This is a genomic window from Rhizobium sp. 2MFCol3.1, from assembly GCF_000377565.1.
In the GTDB taxonomy this organism is placed as follows: Bacteria; Pseudomonadota; Alphaproteobacteria; order Rhizobiales; family Rhizobiaceae; genus Rhizobium.
Genome location: NZ_KB898364.1, coordinates 170838 through 187844 on the forward strand (window position 1 = coordinate 170838; position 17007 = coordinate 187844).

Annotated in this window: 17 protein-coding genes; 6 read left to right on the top strand and 11 right to left on the bottom strand. The window is 58.9% G+C overall.

The features are described from left to right. Positions 1-293: 293 nt before the first annotated feature. Positions 294-866, bottom strand: coding sequence for a response regulator (locus tag D460_RS34620; protein ID WP_051110817.1), 573 nt, complete (start codon positions 864-866; stop codon positions 294-296). A gap of 592 nt (positions 867-1458) precedes the next feature. Here D460_RS34620 and D460_RS36050 point away from each other — a divergent pair. Next, positions 1459-1905, top strand: coding sequence for a hypothetical protein (locus D460_RS36050; RefSeq protein ID WP_155947808.1), 447 nt, complete (start codon positions 1459-1461; stop codon positions 1903-1905). Positions 1906-2489: 584 nt separating this feature from the next. On the opposite strand, the gene D460_RS0121695 is transcribed toward D460_RS36050, so the two are convergent. Genes D460_RS0121695 through D460_RS0121715 form a run of 5 tightly spaced genes read right to left on the bottom strand, consistent with a single transcriptional unit; the run spans position 2490 to position 5207 of the window. Next, positions 2490-3458, bottom strand: a complete 969-nt coding sequence (locus D460_RS0121695) for a hypothetical protein (RefSeq protein WP_018900695.1) — start codon at positions 3456-3458, stop codon at positions 2490-2492. Between the two features lie 57 nt (positions 3459-3515). Beyond that, positions 3516-3854 carry an AzlD domain-containing protein gene (locus D460_RS34625; protein WP_018900696.1) on the bottom strand — a complete coding sequence of 113 codons (339 nt, stop codon included), beginning with the start codon at positions 3852-3854 and terminating at the stop codon, positions 3516-3518. Then, positions 3851-4426 (bottom strand): AzlC family ABC transporter permease, encoded by a 576-nt coding sequence (locus D460_RS0121705; protein WP_081619938.1) that lies wholly within the window; start codon positions 4424-4426, stop codon positions 3851-3853. Before D460_RS0121705 ends, D460_RS34625 begins: the two co-directional genes overlap by 4 nt. Then, the gene (locus tag D460_RS0121710) at positions 4423-4755 is read right to left on the bottom strand and encodes an NAD(P)-binding domain-containing protein (RefSeq protein ID WP_018900699.1); all 333 of its coding nucleotides are present in this window, start codon (positions 4753-4755) and stop codon (positions 4423-4425) included. Before D460_RS0121710 ends, D460_RS0121705 begins: the two co-directional genes overlap by 4 nt. Next, positions 4752-5207 carry a hypothetical protein gene (locus D460_RS0121715; protein WP_018900700.1) on the bottom strand — a complete coding sequence of 152 codons (456 nt, stop codon included), beginning with the start codon at positions 5205-5207 and terminating at the stop codon, positions 4752-4754. Before D460_RS0121715 ends, D460_RS0121710 begins: the two co-directional genes overlap by 4 nt. 114 nt (positions 5208-5321) lie before the next feature. Here D460_RS0121715 and D460_RS0121720 point away from each other — a divergent pair, with 114 nt between their 5' ends. The 4 genes from D460_RS0121720 to D460_RS0121735 all read left to right on the top strand — a co-directional run bounded on the left by D460_RS0121720 (position 5322) and on the right by D460_RS0121735 (position 7419). Further along, positions 5322-5996: an SOS response-associated peptidase gene (locus D460_RS0121720; protein WP_018900701.1), complete on the top strand. Its 675-nt coding sequence runs from the start codon at positions 5322-5324 to the stop codon at positions 5994-5996. Then, complete coding sequence (locus tag D460_RS0121725) at positions 5993-6289, top strand: hypothetical protein (protein WP_018900702.1); 297 nt, start codon at positions 5993-5995, stop codon at positions 6287-6289. The genes D460_RS0121720 and D460_RS0121725 overlap by 4 nt, the downstream gene beginning before the upstream one ends. Before the next feature lie 138 nt (positions 6290-6427). Continuing rightward, complete coding sequence (locus tag D460_RS36055) at positions 6428-6580, top strand: DUF2177 family protein (protein WP_018900703.1); 153 nt, start codon at positions 6428-6430, stop codon at positions 6578-6580. A 299-nt stretch (positions 6581-6879) separates the two neighbouring features. Beyond that, positions 6880-7419, top strand: coding sequence for a hypothetical protein (locus D460_RS0121735; RefSeq protein ID WP_018900704.1), 540 nt, complete (start codon positions 6880-6882; stop codon positions 7417-7419). An 842-nt stretch (positions 7420-8261) separates the two neighbouring features. Here D460_RS0121735 and D460_RS33475 read toward each other — a convergent pair. Next, positions 8262-9254: a DUF4238 domain-containing protein gene (locus D460_RS33475; RefSeq protein ID WP_018900707.1), complete on the bottom strand. Its 993-nt coding sequence runs from the start codon at positions 9252-9254 to the stop codon at positions 8262-8264. Positions 9255-9601: 347 nt separating this feature from the next. Here D460_RS33475 and D460_RS34630 point away from each other — a divergent pair, with 347 nt between their 5' ends. Next, positions 9602-10618, top strand: a complete 1017-nt coding sequence (locus D460_RS34630) for a TIR domain-containing protein (RefSeq protein ID WP_051110814.1) — start codon at positions 9602-9604, stop codon at positions 10616-10618. Between the two features lie 89 nt (positions 10619-10707). Here the strand turns inward: D460_RS34630 and D460_RS36060 are convergent, their stop codons facing one another. From D460_RS36060 to D460_RS0121775, 4 genes are read right to left on the bottom strand one after another with little or no spacing between them, the layout of a single operon-like run. After that, on the bottom strand, positions 10708-10977 hold the full coding sequence (locus D460_RS36060) for a hypothetical protein (protein WP_245267778.1): 270 nt from the start codon (positions 10975-10977) through the stop codon (positions 10708-10710). A 13-nt stretch (positions 10978-10990) separates the two neighbouring features. Further along, the gene (locus tag D460_RS0121765) at positions 10991-14254 is read right to left on the bottom strand and encodes an error-prone DNA polymerase (RefSeq protein WP_018900709.1); all 3264 of its coding nucleotides are present in this window, start codon (positions 14252-14254) and stop codon (positions 10991-10993) included. Positions 14255-14268: 14 nt separating this feature from the next. Then, positions 14269-15780 carry a DNA polymerase Y family protein gene (locus tag D460_RS0121770; RefSeq protein ID WP_026283389.1) on the bottom strand — a complete coding sequence of 504 codons (1512 nt, stop codon included), beginning with the start codon at positions 15778-15780 and terminating at the stop codon, positions 14269-14271. Next, complete coding sequence (locus tag D460_RS0121775) at positions 15701-16453, bottom strand: ImuA family protein (RefSeq protein ID WP_018900711.1); 753 nt, start codon at positions 16451-16453, stop codon at positions 15701-15703. Before D460_RS0121775 ends, D460_RS0121770 begins: the two co-directional genes overlap by 80 nt. Positions 16454-17007: the final 554 nt, after the last annotated feature.

A 17007-nucleotide genomic window follows, 5' to 3' on the forward strand; every position in this document is an offset into this window, starting at 1 on the left:
GTCTAAGGCGGCGAAAGGATGCAGTCGGACACCATACTGCGATGTTCAACGCATCTTCTGTGTCCCTCGTGCCGGACTTCCACTTCTGGACACGCCGCGAGCCTGGTGGGAACACCGGAAAGACGGCCTCGTTTACCTGTGCACGCACAATCGAGATAATGATGAAAACCGGGAATTGTAATGTTTTTAGTCGACAGGACGATTGTCGTTGCTTTCCGCGACGAGGTTAAGATGCTCGGCCCATTCAAAGATCACGGGCAACAATGTTTGCCCGCCTTTTAACCGCAACTGAACTAAGCGGCGTCTGCCAAAGTTCCTAGAAGCGCGCTCTCCTCATACGGCTTCCTCAGAAACCTGACACCTTCTCCGATATCCGAAGCGCGCAACGACACCAATCCAGAAGTGACAATGACCCGAGTTTCAGGCCAGAGCTGTCGAACTTTCGCGGCGAGCCCAAGTCCGTCCATCTCGCCCGGCATGTTTATGTCGGTGATCACCGCATCCACCTTTTGCATCCTGAGCCATATCAACGCCTCCGATGCATTCGCGGCCTCCATCGCGAGGTACCCTGCGTCCTCGAGCGTGCTTACGGCGGCAAAGCGCAATACTGGTTCGTCGTCGACAATGAGAACTTTCTGATGTCGATCAGGCACGCGTTCGGATGGACTAGGTTCGAGGCCGGCTGCGAGGCGATCCCTCCTTGCCAGCACTTCACGCCCATCCGGCGACGCGCGGGTCTTCTCCATATGGTCTCTCGCGGAAGAGGCTCGCAGCCAATATTCCTGGTCCCGACCCCATTGACGGCCGTTTTCCTCCCAAAGCCCATAAGCGCGTTTGCTGATCCATTCGTGACGTTCGTCAGACATTCTGGCCTCCGGAATTTCGAACATGGCGCACTCAGATTCGGTGCCTCGCGAACTGATCGAAAGGCAACCAATGAATGTTTCGTCGGCACGATGGTTCTGGTACGTTAACGCAAAGAAGGTTATCGGCCGATGCAAGATAAACGGTGTCCCAGCGCGCGAATAATGCCGCGAAAGGCTACCTGGGCTACTGCGAACCCGCTGATGTAGAGCCCATGTCATCTGAATCTCGAGACGGGATCGGGCATTGCGCCCTTGCCTCCCTCGCCCGCCGTAGCCTTTCGGTTTTCATAGCACGCAGCTGACGTTCCTGTTCGAGCGTCTGCATCGCAATGCGGGTCGTCTCCTCTTGAGCCGCGATACGCTCATCATTGGTCCGTGCCTGTCGTGATCTCGGTAAGCGTCCTTCCATTTCAACGACCCTCCTATGCAAGTTCAACCGCGCCTGACAATGCGGGATGAGATCGCGCCGGACGGGTGGGGCGCTCGACTGCCGTTTCGTTGGCCACAGGAAGAAAACGGAAAAATCCCTGTGTTCGCCATCTCCGTCGTGTCCGTTTGACACGGCCGCGATCTCGGGGTGGTTAATGACCAAATGCTCGATGTAGTTCCTGAGCGCGAACGCTTTGTCCATTACCGTACTTTGAGCGCCGATCCTTCAGTGGTACGCCGACGAGGACGGCGCGGTCGCTTTCGTCGCAAGTGGTCCATTGAAGTTCTGGATCAGGAAATCAGCTATCTGTCGCTCTCCAAATCCGTTGGAGTGAAGCGCTATCGCAACCGTGCACAGCACGTCGGCTACCGCATGATCGAACGGAACTTGGTAAACGCGGAACCACTTCACCACAGCAGTCAACATGGCCGAGCTGCTGCCCGCGCCGAGGTCGCAATCGTCATCTTCGAGCGACATCCGTTTCCCTTTCGCACTGCCCGGAACGAAGGATCGAACAGCGAGTTGGAGGAAAGGTTCCGTGAGCTGCGACAGGACGGCTCATCGCACCCGGTGGAAAGGCTGTATCAGATGCATCCGAGGCTCGGCTAGCATGCGGGGATCACGGCGTTGCTTCCCTGCTAGAATACTGACGGCGTCTACTTCAACGTGCCTCACCACCGCGTCCCCACCTGACGCTACCCTCAGCACTCTTGGCCGCCTCAGCGTCGTTGATACGGTCTAGAAGGTGATCAAACGACGCCGGCGAAACTTCTTCGACCTCGTAGAGAGCCTGGAGTCGTCTACGCATATCGGCATTACCGAAAAACACGTTGAAGGAAGTCTCTCTCGTCTGTTCCATTCAATTCACCCCCACTTAGTCCCGGCAAACTCGCTCGACCACAAGTTGGTTCCGCTGTTGAACGTGCATTCTTGTGGATAACGAGCGGGCGGCAGTTCAAGGAAGCAACTGAGTTAAGCAGGGTCATTGCCGACGCCAAAAACGAACGGCAGATCAGGCTCGAGAAATTGCAGGGCTCGAAAACAGCGTGAACTCAATGCTGACACCGATTTTGACCATCAGCATTCCCTCAAACTCCTGGCGGCCTTCTCAGAAGGAACACCAATCACGCGTGCCTAACCCGTCTTTACTCCCACGTTTGGAGCAACCGAACCGCGGCGATGCGCCCCCTTCATCAGCCATCAGGAGACATCGACAAACCTGACGAGGGAGTGACCGTTTGCTTGATCGTAGCGAAGTCGCCGTCCATCGCGAGATCGATAAGGTTCTCAATAGCCTCGAAATTGAATTGGGACAGGTATTCCCGCTGCGGCGCGGTGAAAAACACGCCTCGCTTATCCATTAAACGCTCGAATAAATCCAACTGTTGCTTGATCGCGGTCTCATAGCCGCCCTTATCGTACATTTCGGCCAGCAACGAGCTGGCACCGATGTTGACCATTAGCATTTTTTCGATCTCCAGAAGCTTCGCGTGTTCGACTTTGCGAAGGATGGCTGCAATCAACAAGAGAACTTTCGTGTCCTCGATACGCCTCCAACCTGTCCACTCTGGGCTTGCCAGGCTCTTGGCGACTTCGACCACGTGGCCCTCGCTAAATACGTCCCGAGGCAAAAGGAGCAATCCCGCTATCCAATCGTCTGGGTCACCGCTGCTCCAGAGCCGATCTACCAAGTCGGCATCGTACTTCTCACGGATGTCGATTGACCGAAAAGTGTGCGTCGTGCCCCAGTGAGCGTATGGAGGCTTCATGGTATTCGAGTTCGACCCCACGTAGACGACCTGTTGCGTGAGGTTGGTCACGTCCGCGACGCCAAAGCTGTCTTTGTATCGTTCGATCAGATACGCGTACTCGTGCAAGCGCGCGGGCATGGATGAGTCGTTTTTCGTCTGGAACTCGATATGGTGGATCGTGGTGTCGCTGTAGACCAGCGCGTCGGCGCGCCGAAATTCGAGGTTTGGGAACTCCTCTCGCAGAAAGACGCCGTCTGGCACTCCAAGGATCGAACGAAGTGTTCCGTTCCTTAAAGAAAACAATCGCTTCAGAGCGAAGTCGTACTTCGCAATCTTTGACTCCCGCAGCTTAGACAGGGTCATGTATTCTTTTTTGACGGGTGGCTCAGCGTCAGCCTTCGCACTCTTCAAGATTTGTCTCCCGATGGAAATCTTGAGCCCGAATACTCACAGGAGACAAATTTTGGGTTAAGTCGCCAGCCCCGCCAGCCAGTAGATCGTCGTTCCTATGAGCACCGTTGACAGCACCCGCCCCGATCCGGCGACGACAGCCGCTCCCGCCGCGAGTAGCCCGAATGCCAGGACATCCCGAATGTTCAAGCTGCCTACCAACTGGACGACGTCCTGCTTGCCGAAAGCCATGGTGTAGGCGGTCGCCCCTAGCATCGCCTGACTGCTGAAATTCAGGAACCTGAACAAAGTGCTGTTCGGGTTCTGGAGCGCCTCAACCTTGCCAAAAGCGATCGGCAATGCCCGGAAGGCAAAGGCCGACGTCGCGGCGAACATCACCATCAACCAGACGGTCATTGGCGTTTCCCATTTCGAAGCGAGAGGGCCATCAGGCCACCAATGATGATGGGCGCGACAAGCATCGCCAGGTCAGCGTCGATCCAAAGCGCGATTGGCATCACGACGAGACCAGCCCAGAACCCGAAGAAATCGGGCATGTTCGGCCACGCGCGCGCGTTCTGCGCGACGAACAGCAGCGCCAATGCAAACGATACGAGGGTCTTCACGTCGAGGCCGGGTATCCATTTGGAGACGAGAACCCCGAGCCCCGTCGAGATCGCGACCGTGATGAAGAGCGATGTCGCCATGACGCGGTAATACCGAACGGGATCGGGATGACCGCGACGAAATGCCGAGAGGCAGACCGACAGCACTGACGGCACAAGCAGGTGCACCCAGAAGATGGGCCGGAAACCACCCTTAGGGTAGAGATATGGCATGAGGCTAGCTGTCATCAGGGCGAACCGCGCGTTGAGCGCGAGGATGACAGGCACCAGTACGAACCCGTCGTTGATGTTTTGCGAGAGGATGATCTGCAGCGGGCTTGAATAGATGAAGAGCGAAGCGGCTCTCGTCTCTACAGACGTCAGGCCACCGGCGGCCGATAGATAGCAGACCGAACGAAAAGAAAATCAGGCCGTTCAATATCCCGATGGGCAGGAAGTCGCGGACTTCCTCTGAGGTCAGCATCGATGACGAGCGCGTTCGGGTTCAGGGCTTTCCAGACGTCTTCGCCGAAGATGGCATCCTGTACGATCTTACCGTTGGGCAACATCGTGATCGCAGCGTCAGCGCCACGGAGCGCATCGGCGACGGTTTCGGCGGCCACTCCACCTGCGGCCTTGAGCTCCTGGCGGGCATCGGCGGACAAGTCGAACCCAGCGATCTCGAAGCCGGCGGACAGCGATCGGCTGTTCAAGTTGCCGCGTTCGAGCTGGCGGGACTACTCCCGCTCTGCACTCGCTGGTCTATGCCCTCGAAGAAATTGTCCGCGCCGTTAATGTCGAGCACTTGCGCTCTACGCTGCTCGATAAGTTCGGCCGCGCCGATGCCCGGCGCGCCCCGGGCCGCCCAATACATCGGGTAACGCCGCGACGGTGTTCGCTTGATCGCAGACCGCAAGGCGTGGTCCCATTCACCCGACCAGCCGCAAACGATCAGTCCGTACTCATCCATGATGCGGTCAAGGAGCGCATCATATTGCGAGGGATAACCGCTGAGTTCGGCCTCGGTATTCAGGATTCTCGCGTCTTTGTAGTCACCGTGAAGCTTCAACAGGTAGGCGGATGAGTCGACCAACGAAGCGCGGAAAAAACCTTGGTGATGCGACGTGTGTGTACGTGACAGTCGGTTGTCGCGGAACGCATTCAAAAGCCTCCAGCCGCTCCAATGTTGAGAGGCCCGACAATCACACACTTTCGGTCCTTGCCAACTGCGGCCACGAGCGCAATCTTGCGATCTCGAAGATAGGGAGACTACAGGGGCATGTGCGGTAGGTTCACGTTCGAGCACGAATGGTCGGCGTTTGTCGATCTCTACGACCTCCCGTGGGATTCGGAGCGCGGTCGAAATACTGCGGCCCGTTTCAATATCGCGCCCACTCAGCAGGTTCTGGTTGTTCACAACGACGCCGAAGGCCGCCAGATCGCCGAGGAGGCCCGCTGGTGGTTGGTGCCCTTCTGGGCGAAAGAGATGCCGAAAGCCGCGATGTTCAATGCCAGGATCGAGACGGTCGACACCGCGCCGGCCTTCCGTGAGGCGTTCAAAAGCAAGCGTTGTCTGATTCCTGCGTCGGCCTTCTACGAATGGACACTGAATCGAGAAGACAGAAAAAAGGACCCTTGGCACATCCACCTGCCCGGCGACCTGCCGTTTTCGTTCGCGGGCCTATGGGCTCGCAACGACAAGCTCGGCGTGACGAGTTGCACGATCATAACAATGCCGGCCGGCGATCCGATGAAAACGCTTCACGATCGGCAGCCGGTGATTTTGGACCCGAGAGCCTACGAGGAGTGGCTCGACCGATCGACGTCGGGAACGAAGGCCAAGGAGCTGTTGCAGGATAACCTGGACGATCGGCTGGAATTCCATCGCGTGTCCCGGGATGTGAACTCGTCGAAGTTTGAGGGCAAGCCACTGCCCGAGGTGAACTCCCTGTGACGGTAACGACGGACATGATCTCGGAATTCGTCCGGGCGGCAAACAACGTCCAGCGGCTGGCGCTCGGGGAGCGGCGTCGTCTCCTGGAGCGAGGTGTGGCCGCCTCTGGGGCTCTAAGGGGATTGCTGACGAAGACGGGCAAGGTCGCCCCGTTGGACGAAGCCGCCGAGCGTGTGATCGAGGACATCGCCGAGCACATCGATGAGGTGCCCGACGAAACCGTTGCGAAAGCGTTGTTGGCGTTGGCGAGCCAGATGCGGACCTTGCGCATATTGAACCGGGAGACGGCCTGAGGCAGGCCTGGATGCCGTTATTGTTCCACGCAGGCGGTATGGGCGAAACCTCATTTAGGCGAACGGCGGGCCGTTGCGGAACAACTCAGTCCTGTCGGGGTTCCTTGCTCCGCTCAAACCGCGGACAGGAGACGACCCATGAAGGCATTCGGCATTGCGTACATCGCGACCCTCGTTTCTTTCCTACTCATTGATGCGGTGTGGCTGGGCCTGTTAGCCAAGACTTTCTATAGCCAGCATTTACGTGGCTTTGGCGGTGCTGGAACGCGAGCCACGGGTGCAGGAGCATGACGTCCAGGGCGTTGTCCTCGCCCACGTGTGCCTTGATCGCGTTCTTGATGGCAGTAGGCAGTTCCGTGCGACCTTCCGGCAGATCACGGATGCGGGTGGAGAGATGAATGGTGCCCTGCTTCATCCCTTCGGGATCGCTGGACTGTCCCCTTCTGGAATGGTGTTGCCGACAGGATACCCGTCTGGACGTTTGGCCGCTGCTTTCCCGCTATGTTCATACTTCACGGGGATAACGATGCCGCACCCTCGAAAGTCGGCAATTACTTCTGGTAGATGTTGAATGTTCTCCGGAGGATATAATGGGGCAGTACTTCAGAAGCGACAAACGCATCTTCCAGCCTGGCCAAGTCATCAGGACAGCGGGCCACTTTATCGAGATGCACCCTGACGCCGGGAAGCGTACCGAGGAGCTTTTGGAAGCAGCCCGCCCCGAACACAAACCGAAGCGCGGCAGGTCCCTCATGCTGTTCGAAAGCGAGGAAGAGGCTCGAAAGTTTTGCGCTAGAATGTCAGGCGGACATCTCTACTCTGTTGAGGCGACGGATGCGAAAACCCAGCATCGCGGCGATATGGCTCTGGTTAATCACATCGCGGCCCTCGTAGAGGCTGGCACCGATGTACCCGCGCACCTTCCTACGGATTACTGGAACGGAGTCGCGACGCCAGAGCCGATAATAGAAGTTCTTCTTGAAAGCGCCGTTGTCGAGGCTGATCTTAATTACACGCAGGAAGAGCGAGATGCTTTTATTCGTGCTCTGTACCAGATCAAGCCGAAGCCATATGCCGTAATAGACGATGACGATGATTGGCCGCTTTTCGTAGCCGGTCCTGCGGACTGACAGCCCAATCCGCGCGAGCAGCTCGCTGCTGTTCTGTCTCTCTCCCTCATCACGCGATGAAGCCCGTATGCCGGCGCGCCCTAGCAGACCACGCATAGACCTCAGCCGAAAGAAGCTTCGGAAGCTCGCGCCCAAGCTTGCCGAGTTGCTTCGACGCGCCGACGACCTCTCCTTCCTTCAGCTTGCTTGGGCTGTGAATGGCATCCAGTCCGACATGCTGACGAGCGACGCTAAACGCTTTATTCAGGGGCCGCCCGAAGCCGTCACAAGCGATATCTCGTCCCCTTACTTTGCTCGCGCTACCCAAGCAACCAAACCTGAGCCCCCGTGGTGACGTTGACTGCCGGAAGTATGGCACGTTTGCCTATGGGGCGAACCTACTGCGAAGGATTGAAGACGCCGAGACGGGTCTGCTCATCACCGCCGACAACATACTTCTGGAGATGCCACGCATTGCCTATCGTCAATTTTGGCTGGCAGCGAGGGTACTTCAAGAGCAAGCGCATGTACCGCTACCACTTCGTGTACGGGCAAGGTTTGTGTGCGGACTACCTCAAGAGCGCACATGGCCTGTCGATTGAGGACTTCGCGTTAGCCTGCGTGCAGCTTCTGGCGACACTGTTCCGAAGACCGTGGATCACACGGGTAATCCAGGACAACCCGTTCGGTATAGCGCCGGACGCAATACCTTAAAGATGATCTCGCCGCAACTTCCGGCGATGCGAGAGGAGACCATTGCCACTGGCGATACTTAGGAGCCTTCACGCGGCCCCGCAGCAGCATGGTAATGTGGAGGTTGTTGACGCTAGGCCCATGAGGAAAGGTTGCGGTGCAGTGGCTTATTAGTTGAGGCTTTCTTTCGCCTCATCTTGCTCAGCTTGACGCCGCGCGACAATCCTCTTGTGCTGTTCGATTGCCGCACCCACATCAATACGCGGCCGCCTCTGAAACATGCCGACGATCAGCCGAGGTTCTGGCTTCTTGCCGAAACGATTGGATATAAAGCGTGCTTGGCTCCGGTCCGTCGAATAAACGTACCTCACAGCGCGCTCCACGACCCGGAGATTAGTATCCTTCACCACATAATCGGGTGAAAGCTTGAGCACCGCATTCAAACGGCGCGAATCCTTCGCTGCCATGAAAAGCAGTGTTGGGGAGATCGGAAGGCTCCACAGACCATTCTCCTCGCCAAGGTTTCCCCGGATCAGAGGCCTGTCCGAGCTGAGGAGTCTATGTTTGGAGTCGCTAAGATCAAAAACCGACCATTGGACGTTATTGAGAATGTTGCCAATGCGGCTGTTGTCAATGAACGTCTTGTAGGTGTAAAACATCCTCTGCTGAGCCGAAGCTTCATCGCGGGACTCGATGAACTCTGCCATAGTGGCCGGAGCGCCCTCTTCCCGGATGCTGGAATAGTAGGCCTCCAACTTTGGGTCCGTTTCAGCGAGATACTTATCCCACTCAGCACGCATCACGGCCATGTCCTCAGGGCAGCGAAGTAAGAGCGACATGAGAAACCTTGACCACGCGCTTCGCAGCTCGCGGCTGTACACGTGCTTTCCCTTTTCCATGAACTGTAGCGCTCGCGCTGCCTTTGTGTCGGCCGGTTCGAAGAACTTCTTCTCGAATGCCGCCGCCTTTTCCCCCTCAAACCCTTCCATCGCGTAGAGCTTCGACTGGTAGCCGGTGGACTTAGGAGACCCGCGTCGAATACTGATCACCGCCCCCTCCTTCTCGAAGATTTCAAGAAGTCCATCCTCGCCCGTCCAGCGGCGGGTGTAGAACTGTGGGATGTAGTGATGTTTGTCGGCGGGATTCTGGACGGACTGGCTCATGCCAACGATTTTGCACCATCACGTTGCAGAAGGAAGAGCCACACCGTCTTTGCCCACAGGTATGGGCTGCATTCTGCTAGATGGACGACTGCATCGTACAACTGAACGAAGAAGCCCCCAGCATGTAGAGACTGTTCTTCAGGCCAAGTTTCCATGTTCGGCGCTTGAAGATGCCTTACAACCACACCACGTAGGAACGTGACCTGTAGCACCATCCGCACGCGAAGCTTTCCGTCCTCACTGTGGTGGCACCCGGAATACTCGTCAACAGAAACACGCAGGAAACGGTGTTGCAACTATAACCAATACCGCATTTGAATAGCCCATCGGCATTCAGAGAGCGGACAATGGCAGACATTTTCCTGAGCCACGCGGTGGCAGACCAGAAACTGGCAGAGATGATTGTAGACTTCCTAGTTGATGCTATCGGCGTCTCGGAGAAGAGCGTCTTCTGCTCAAGCCTCACGGGCCACGGGAATCCCCTCGCCCACGACTTCAACAAGAACATGCGCGAGCAGATACAAGACCCAAAGCTTGTCATCTTGCTCATGACGCCCGCCTATATGGACAGCCGGTTTTGCCTGATGGAGCTCGGAGCAACATGGGCGCTCGGGCTGAAACCTCTTCCTATCGTTGTGCCTCCAGTCACCTTCGATGATGTGAAGAACAGCATTGGCCAAATACAGAGCTGGCGCATCACCAACAGCGACGAGCTGGAATCCATCAGGGAAACGGTGTTGGATACGCTTCAGGTGGAAGGCCGCAGCAACCACGCCTTTGCCCGCAAGAAGAAGCGCTGGGAAGAAGACCTGGCTATTGCGCTCGACCAGCTTGCGCCGTCACCGAAAGTCTCTCGCAGCGAGTACGACGACCTACAGGCCGCCATGTTCGCCCAGAGCAGCCGTGCCGACCTGTGCGAAAAGGATCAGGAGACCCTGAAGGAGGAGCTGGCGAAGTTTCACCGGCTTAGGCCGGTCGCCATCATCCTTGAGCCAGAAAAGCTCGTAGCCCTCGACATTCAGCAGCAGATTAACAATGCAGGTTTTGTCTGCGCTGGCGTTGCTCGGACCAAAGAGGAAGCTGTTTTGCTGGCGCGTGCGGTACAGCCAGATGTTTTGGTAGCTGAAACGCGGCTTGAATACAGTTCCGGAATTGATGCGGTTGTGGCCATCAAGGAAGAGCTGGACGCCTACCCGCTTTTCGTGACCGCCTTTCCCGAAGACCTTCTGTCACCAAAGCGCCCCGACCCGTCCCGCCTCATCACAAAACCTTTTGCCCCGTCGAAGCTGATATCAGAGCTGCGAAAAGCGTATGCGGATGTGGTTGAGACGAGGGCGCATCTTCACCGCATGGCGCAGCCTTAATCGCGCGGCTTGCGGTGAAGAGGGAGCGGTTGCCTTCGGTTTCCGCACTTCCTGCAGCGAAGGTGGGGACGGAGGCTTACATCGCGACCCTAGCTGTCCCTCGCGCGCCGCCATTTGATGAGATAGCCGAAGCCTGGCCCGATCAGAATCCCGCCAATGACCCATTCGGTCAGCGTCAGTGGACTTTCGTCCGGGTCGTGCCCGGTTAGATAGAGGAAAAGGAAAAAGGCTGCGACGCCGGCGACAATCATCGACAATGCAACAAGTCGATTTTTGCGAGAACTCTCCATGGGCATCCTCTTCGAAACGAGACTTGAGCAAGCTAGTGGTTTTCCCTTGATCGACAAGGCCAGTGCCATGCCATCCCGCTCGTCAATGGAAGTTCCTTGCTCTCACCTTGAGGGTGTCGATGTGCAGGTCCCGCACGAAAATGTCCCGCGGCTGCGGTACCGGCCTCGGACGATCCCTGGAGTCTGGACTTCCCGGCGATCCATGAGCAAACTCGTCTCCCCTGCCTGTGGGTATTCTGACGTCGATTTCGCGATCCGCCAGTCCTGACAGGTCTCCGCTGAGATCGAAAAGCTGCTGGGCGACCAAATGCACGACGTCACCCTCACGCTGGATTTTACCGTGGATCGCCATCATCGATGAGCCAAGCACGACGCGACGCCGCTTCTCGAAAAGCGAGGGCCAAACCACAACGTTGGCAGGCCCCGTTTCGTCCTCAATCGTGATGAACATGACGCCCTTCGCGCTGCCTGGCTTCTGGCGGACGAGTACCAGCCCGGCGGTGCACACCCAGCGTTTGTCGCGGGCGTTCATTGCGTCCGCGCAGGTGACGATGTTGCGCCTCTCGAGGTCTTTCCGGAGGAAAGCAATCGGGTGCTCGCGAAGCGTCAGCCCGACATGGCCATAGTCCTCGACCACATTGTGCCCTTCTGTCATTTGCCGAAGCTCAACTTCCGGCTCCTGCTGCTCGGGAATGACTGCCGCTTCGCGCTCGGCGGCGGCCGCGAAAAGGGGAAGCGGCTCGTCACGCAGGGCCTTGATAGCCCAGAGCGCGTCGCGTCGCTGGAGCTTCAGCGACGGCAGGAAGGCGTCGGCCTCGGCAAGCTGAACAAGCGCCTCGGTCGGCACGTTGGACCGCCGCCACATGTCATCGACGGTTTCGAAATCCTTGTTCATGCGCGCGGCCACGATTCGTGCGACGTCGGCGACGGGGAGGCCCTTCACCATCCGCATTCCAAGGCGAACCGCGTGGCGGTCGGTATTACCGATGCGCTCAAGCGTGCAGTCCCACCGGGAATTGTTGATGCAGACGGGACGAATTTCCACGCCATGCTTTGCCGCGTCGCCCACGATCTGCGCGGGCGCGTAGAACCCCATCGGCTGACTATTCAGCAAGGCCGCGCAGAAGACGTCAGGGTGGTGGCATTTAATGAAGTTGCTGGCATAGGCGATCAGCGCGAAGGACGCGGCATGGCTCTCGGGGAAGCCGTAGCTGCCGAAGCCTTCCAGCTGCGAGAAGGTCTTCTCGGCGAATTCTGCGGAATAGCCGTTCTTCACCATGCCGCCGACCAGCTTGTCCTTGAAGCGGCTGACACCGCCCGTGAACTTGAATGTCGCCATGCTCTTGCGCAGCTGGTCCGCCTCCCCGCCTGTGAAGCCCGCACAAACCATTGCTACCCGCATCGCACTCTCTTGGAAAAGAGGTACGCCCAACGTTTTGCCAAGCACCGCCTCGAGTTCCGGTGTCGGATACTCGACCTTCTCCTTGCCTTCCCTTCTACGGAGATAGGGATGGACCATGTCGCCCTGGATCGGTCCGGGCCGCACGATCGCGACCTGGACGACCAAGTCGTAAAAAGTTCTCGGTTTCAAGCGCGGCAGCATCGCCATCTGCGCACGGCTTTCGATCTGGAATGTCCCGAGGGTGTCCGCTTTCCGGATCATCGCATAGGTCGCCGCGTCCTCCTGCCGGATAGTCGCGAGATCGAGGTCATCGTCCTTGTGCTCCCGGATAAGATCGAAAGACTTCGCCATGCAGGTCAGCATCCCCAGAGCGAGGATGTCGACCTTCATGAACTTGAGCGCTTCGATGTCGTCCTTGTCCCATTCCACGATCTGACGGTCTTTCATCGATGCAGGTTCGATGGGGACGAGATCGTCGAGGCGGTCGTGGGTGAGCACGAAGCCGCCCGGATGCTGCCCGAGGTGACGCGGCGCGCCCATGAGCTGCTGTGCTAGCTGCAGCGTTAGAACGAGACGACGGTCGTTCGGGTTGAGGTTCAGCTCCTTGACATTGCGGTCGCTGACTTCCTCCGACCATGACCACATGCCCGACGACAACGCCTTGATAACGTCCTCAGGCAGGCCGAGAGCTTTGCCGACGTCACGGATCGCCCCCTTCGCACGGTAGCGGGTGACGGTGGCGCAGAGAGCCGCCTTCTGATGCGTGTAGGTCTTGTATATCCATTGGATGACCTCCTCGCGCCGCTCGTGTTCGAAGTCGACGTCGATGTCCGGCGGCTCATCGCGCTCCTGGCTGACAAAGCGCTCGAACAGGAGGTCGTTCGTGGACGGATCGATGGACGTCACGCCCAGGATATAGCAGACCGCGCTATTGGCAGCCGATCCCCTGCCCTGGCAAAGAATTCCCTGCGAACGCGCGTAGCGCACGATCGAGAAGACCGTCAGGAAATACGGCGCATACCTCATCGTCTTGATGAGATCGAGCTCGTGCCGGACCGTTTTCAAGACCTCGGGCGGCAAGCCCTCCGGATAGCGATTAGGTGCGCATTCCCACACATAGTGTTCGAGGGATTCCTGCGCGGTCATGCCGGGAACGATCGCCTCTTCGGGATACTGGTAGGTCAGCTCTTCGAGCGAGAACTTGCAGCGGTCGACGATTTCCATCGTCCTCGCCAGGGCTTCCCTATATCTCGGGAACAGGCGCGCCATTTCTTCGGGAGGCTTGAGATATCGGTCGGCATGGCGCTCGCGCTTGAAACCGACGTCGTCAATGGTCGTGTGCTCCCGGATGCAGGTGACGACGTCCTGGAGCTGGCGTCTCGAGGGCTCGTGGAAAAGGACGTCGTTAGTGACGACGGTGCGGACCCGGTGCTTCGTCGCCATATTGCTCAGCTCATGTAACCGCATCTGGTCGTTTGGGCGACGCCGGAGTGAGAGCGCAAGGTAGGCTCGGTCACGGAAGAGGTCGGCGACCTTGCGAAGCTGAACTGCGCAGCTCTCGTCCGGGAGGTCCGGTACAAGAACAGCGAGAAGTCCTTCGGCGTAGAGCGCCACGTCGTCCAGCGACAGGATACAGTTGCCCTTGCCACCGCGCGATTTCCCCAGCGTCAACAGGCGGGTCAGCCGGGAATAGGCGGCGCGGTCGGTCGGGTAGACAAGCAGTGACATCCCGTCCGTCAGGTCAAGGCGGCATCCGACGACAAGGCGAACGCCCGTAGCGCGCGAGGCCTCCAGCGCCCGAACGATGCCAGCCAGACTGTTGCGGTCGACTACCCCGACGGCATCGATGCCTAGTTCCTTGGCTGTCGTGAACAACTCGTCGGCCGACGACGCTCCCCGAAGAAACGAGAAATGCGTGGTTACCTGGAGTTCGGCGTACCTCATGGCGGGTTCCGTTCCTATGCGAAGATGCCGTGAATGAACCACTTGTGCGAGCCCGTGGCCACGTCGACGCCGTCGCCCGAGCGGTAGAGCCAGAAGCGCTCGCCAGCGTCGTCCTCAACGACGAAGTAATCCCGGACGGCCTCGACCTCGGACGTGCGGACCCACCACTCTCCGAATACGCGCTCAGGGCCGTCGGCGCATCTCACGCGACGGCGCTTGCCACGCCAGGAGAACCAGGCCGGAGGATGGTCGGGCATCAACGCCATGACTTCAACGACATCCGGCCGATCCAGCAGGCGAACTGGTCGTCTCCAGTCGTGAACCCATGTCTCGTTCCTCGGTTCAGCGGCCGCGGCAATGCGCTGGAAGCTTCGTTCGGGAACGTCGGACGCGACCGGCGCGAGGCGATAGACCCTGTTGCCGCGATTGCCGAGGATATCGATCAGCGGCGTGACGTCATCGTCGTCCTCGTCGACCAGCGACGACGAGCGCTGCTCCTCCTCAAGCGTCTCCGACATGACGGCGACGAGCGTCAGCCGTTCGATCCCGAAGCCCGGCTCGATCTTCTCGGTGCGGTCCTTGAAGAGCTTTGTGAGCCATGCGATGTCGCGCGCTGGCTTGGCCGTTCCGGCGCGGATCGCTTGGCGCGTCCCGTCGACCTTCTCGACGATGAGGTCGGTGCGACGGACGCCCAATCCCTTTCGCTGGAGCTCTCCCACCAGTTCCACGACAAGCCGCCCGACGTACTTGTTGATCGTCTCGGCAGCGCCGATCGGCTCCGCGAACTGGCGGGTCACCTCGATCCATTCGGGTGATCGGATGGGCTCGATCGGCTCCGAACTGCGGCCGTACATCTGGTCTATGCGGCGACCAAGTTCAGGCCCGAACCGGAGCGCAAGAGGAGCGCGCGGGGTGTTGGCGAGCTCGCCGATGGATTTGAAACCGAGGACGCGTAGGTCATCGACGACCTTGGGGGGAAGCCGGAGAAGCGATAGCGGAAGCTTTTCGACGGCGCGAACGATCTCGCCGCGGGGAACGATCACAGTCTCTCGGGTGATCGCGCGAGCGCACGCATGGGCCGCGCCCCAGGTGTCTGCGATCGCGACGCGCGCGGACAGCCCGGTCGAGCGGAAGCGGTTTGCGACGCCCGTCAGCATCGGCTCCTCGCCACCCTGGAGATGGTCCGCGCCTTCGGTATCGAGGACGAGCCCGTCCGTCCCATCGACCGCGACGATCGGCGAGTAGATGCCGAGTGCCCAAAGCGCGATGCGCTCGAGGGCCGCGGCGTCGGCCTCGGGGTCGGCGTCGACCATCATCAGGCCCTGGAATAGCGCCTGTGCTTTGGCCGCCGGCATGCCGACGCGCACGCCTGCCTTCCGTGCGGCAGCGTCGGCGGCGGCGACCCAACGCTTCGACCCCGACCTTGCGATAACGGCGATCGCCTGCTCAGGCGGAATTGATGGATCGGCCCGCCTTATCCTGTCGGTCGAAAGATCGGGAAGGTATATCGAGACGACCCTTGTCATCGCAGGCTCCAACTTCAAACTCAGCACACTCGCCCGCACGCGATCTCATCAATTCCAAAAGCCACCTCGCTCGCCCAACACCCGGCACGGGCAGCGGCTCCGATGGCAGCGCGCTCACCCGCCACCTCGTCACCGACGCCGTCGGCTGGCCGAAGTCGTTCGCCTCCGTCTGCCTTCGCCAACGCCGCACTGCGATCCCAAGCGTCCCGGACTTCTCCGCGGCGAGCTGCAGCCGTCGCGACGAAACCATCGGCAGGCGGACAAGCTCGCCGACGACCGCGCCGAGGCGACCGTAGCTGAGTGCCTCCTCCATACTGGCAAGGACGTCTTCCTCTCTGCCGGCCTCGACGAAGATGACCCGGTCGGGATGGAGGCCTGCCTGCGCCAGCGCTGGCATGAAAAGGTCGGGCCTTGTCAGGCACCAGACGATCTTGCCCTTGGTCCTCGCTGCAACACCTGCGGCGAACAGGGCGGCCGCCGCGCCGTCGACAGTGCCTGATCCACCACCCGCGAATTCATGCAGTGCGCCGTATGCCAGACCGCCGCCCGGGAGTACGGCGTCGATCTCGGGGACGCCGAATGGCAGACAGCCACCCTTCTTCGCGACGCCCCCCTCGATCGAGGAGATGCGTTCGCGCAGTTCAGCGATGGCTATCTCGCGGGCAGCCGACATCGGTCACGAATCCCTTGGAAATCGCGGTGGACAATTACGACATCATGCCGTGCAAACTTGGTTGTTCTCTTTCTGTTCCGTATCGGCGACGGCGTCAAGGTGCCTCGGAAACCGGAATTTAATGGGGTTGATTAGCGATTCGAAAAATTAGCGAAATGAATCAATTTGGTAGCCAACGGCGCTAAGTCGGTGACCTGTCTGAAAATATTTTTATCGGGTTCATAGGTCGCGACGGTCCTTACTATGACCGTGACCCTCTCGCCAAATCGCGGCATGCTTGAGGGCCTCTACGACTAATTGCGAGGTAACGGGCTTTAATACCACCGGAATGCCCATTTCGGCCCGTGCTACAAGTTCCGGACTTCCAGTTACAAAGACGACACCAATTGAAAATTGCTCGCTGAGCCGCTTTGCCAAGCCTGGACCCGTCAAGCCATCAGCAAGTCGAACGTCCACAAGCGCCACGTGCGCTTCTGCAGCCAACTCACCGCAGCCGACGTATCAACGCCGGTAACCACACATTCAGCAGCGAGCACGGCGTCTTCGATTGAAAG

What these genes read in the sequence shown, in the direction of transcription:
- D460_RS0121720 (WP_018900701.1), top strand. Translation starts at nt 5,322, where the DNA reads ATGTGCGGTAGGTTCACGTTCGAGCACGAATGGTCGGCGTTTGTCGAT.
- D460_RS0121775 (WP_018900711.1), bottom strand. Translation starts at nt 16,453, where the DNA reads ATGTCGGCTGCCCGCGAGATAGCCATCGCTGAACTGCGCGAACGCATC.
- D460_RS34620 (WP_051110817.1), bottom strand. Translation starts at nt 866, where the DNA reads ATGTCTGACGAACGTCACGAATGGATCAGCAAACGCGCTTATGGGCTT.
- D460_RS0121770 (WP_026283389.1), bottom strand. Translation starts at nt 15,780, where the DNA reads ATGACAAGGGTCGTCTCGATATACCTTCCCGATCTTTCGACCGACAGG.
- D460_RS33475 (WP_018900707.1), bottom strand. Translation starts at nt 9,254, where the DNA reads ATGAGCCAGTCCGTCCAGAATCCCGCCGACAAACATCACTACATCCCA.
- D460_RS0121765 (WP_018900709.1), bottom strand. Translation starts at nt 14,254, where the DNA reads ATGAGGTACGCCGAACTCCAGGTAACCACGCATTTCTCGTTTCTTCGG.
- D460_RS0121735 (WP_018900704.1), top strand. Translation starts at nt 6,880, where the DNA reads ATGGGGCAGTACTTCAGAAGCGACAAACGCATCTTCCAGCCTGGCCAA.
- D460_RS34630 (WP_051110814.1), top strand. Translation starts at nt 9,602, where the DNA reads ATGGCAGACATTTTCCTGAGCCACGCGGTGGCAGACCAGAAACTGGCA.
- D460_RS36050 (WP_155947808.1), top strand. Translation starts at nt 1,459, where the DNA reads ATGCTCGATGTAGTTCCTGAGCGCGAACGCTTTGTCCATTACCGTACT.
- D460_RS36055 (WP_018900703.1), top strand. Translation starts at nt 6,428, where the DNA reads ATGAAGGCATTCGGCATTGCGTACATCGCGACCCTCGTTTCTTTCCTA.
- D460_RS34625 (WP_018900696.1), bottom strand. Translation starts at nt 3,854, where the DNA reads ATGACCGTCTGGTTGATGGTGATGTTCGCCGCGACGTCGGCCTTTGCC.
- D460_RS36060 (WP_245267778.1), bottom strand. Translation starts at nt 10,977, where the DNA reads ATGGCACTGGCCTTGTCGATCAAGGGAAAACCACTAGCTTGCTCAAGT.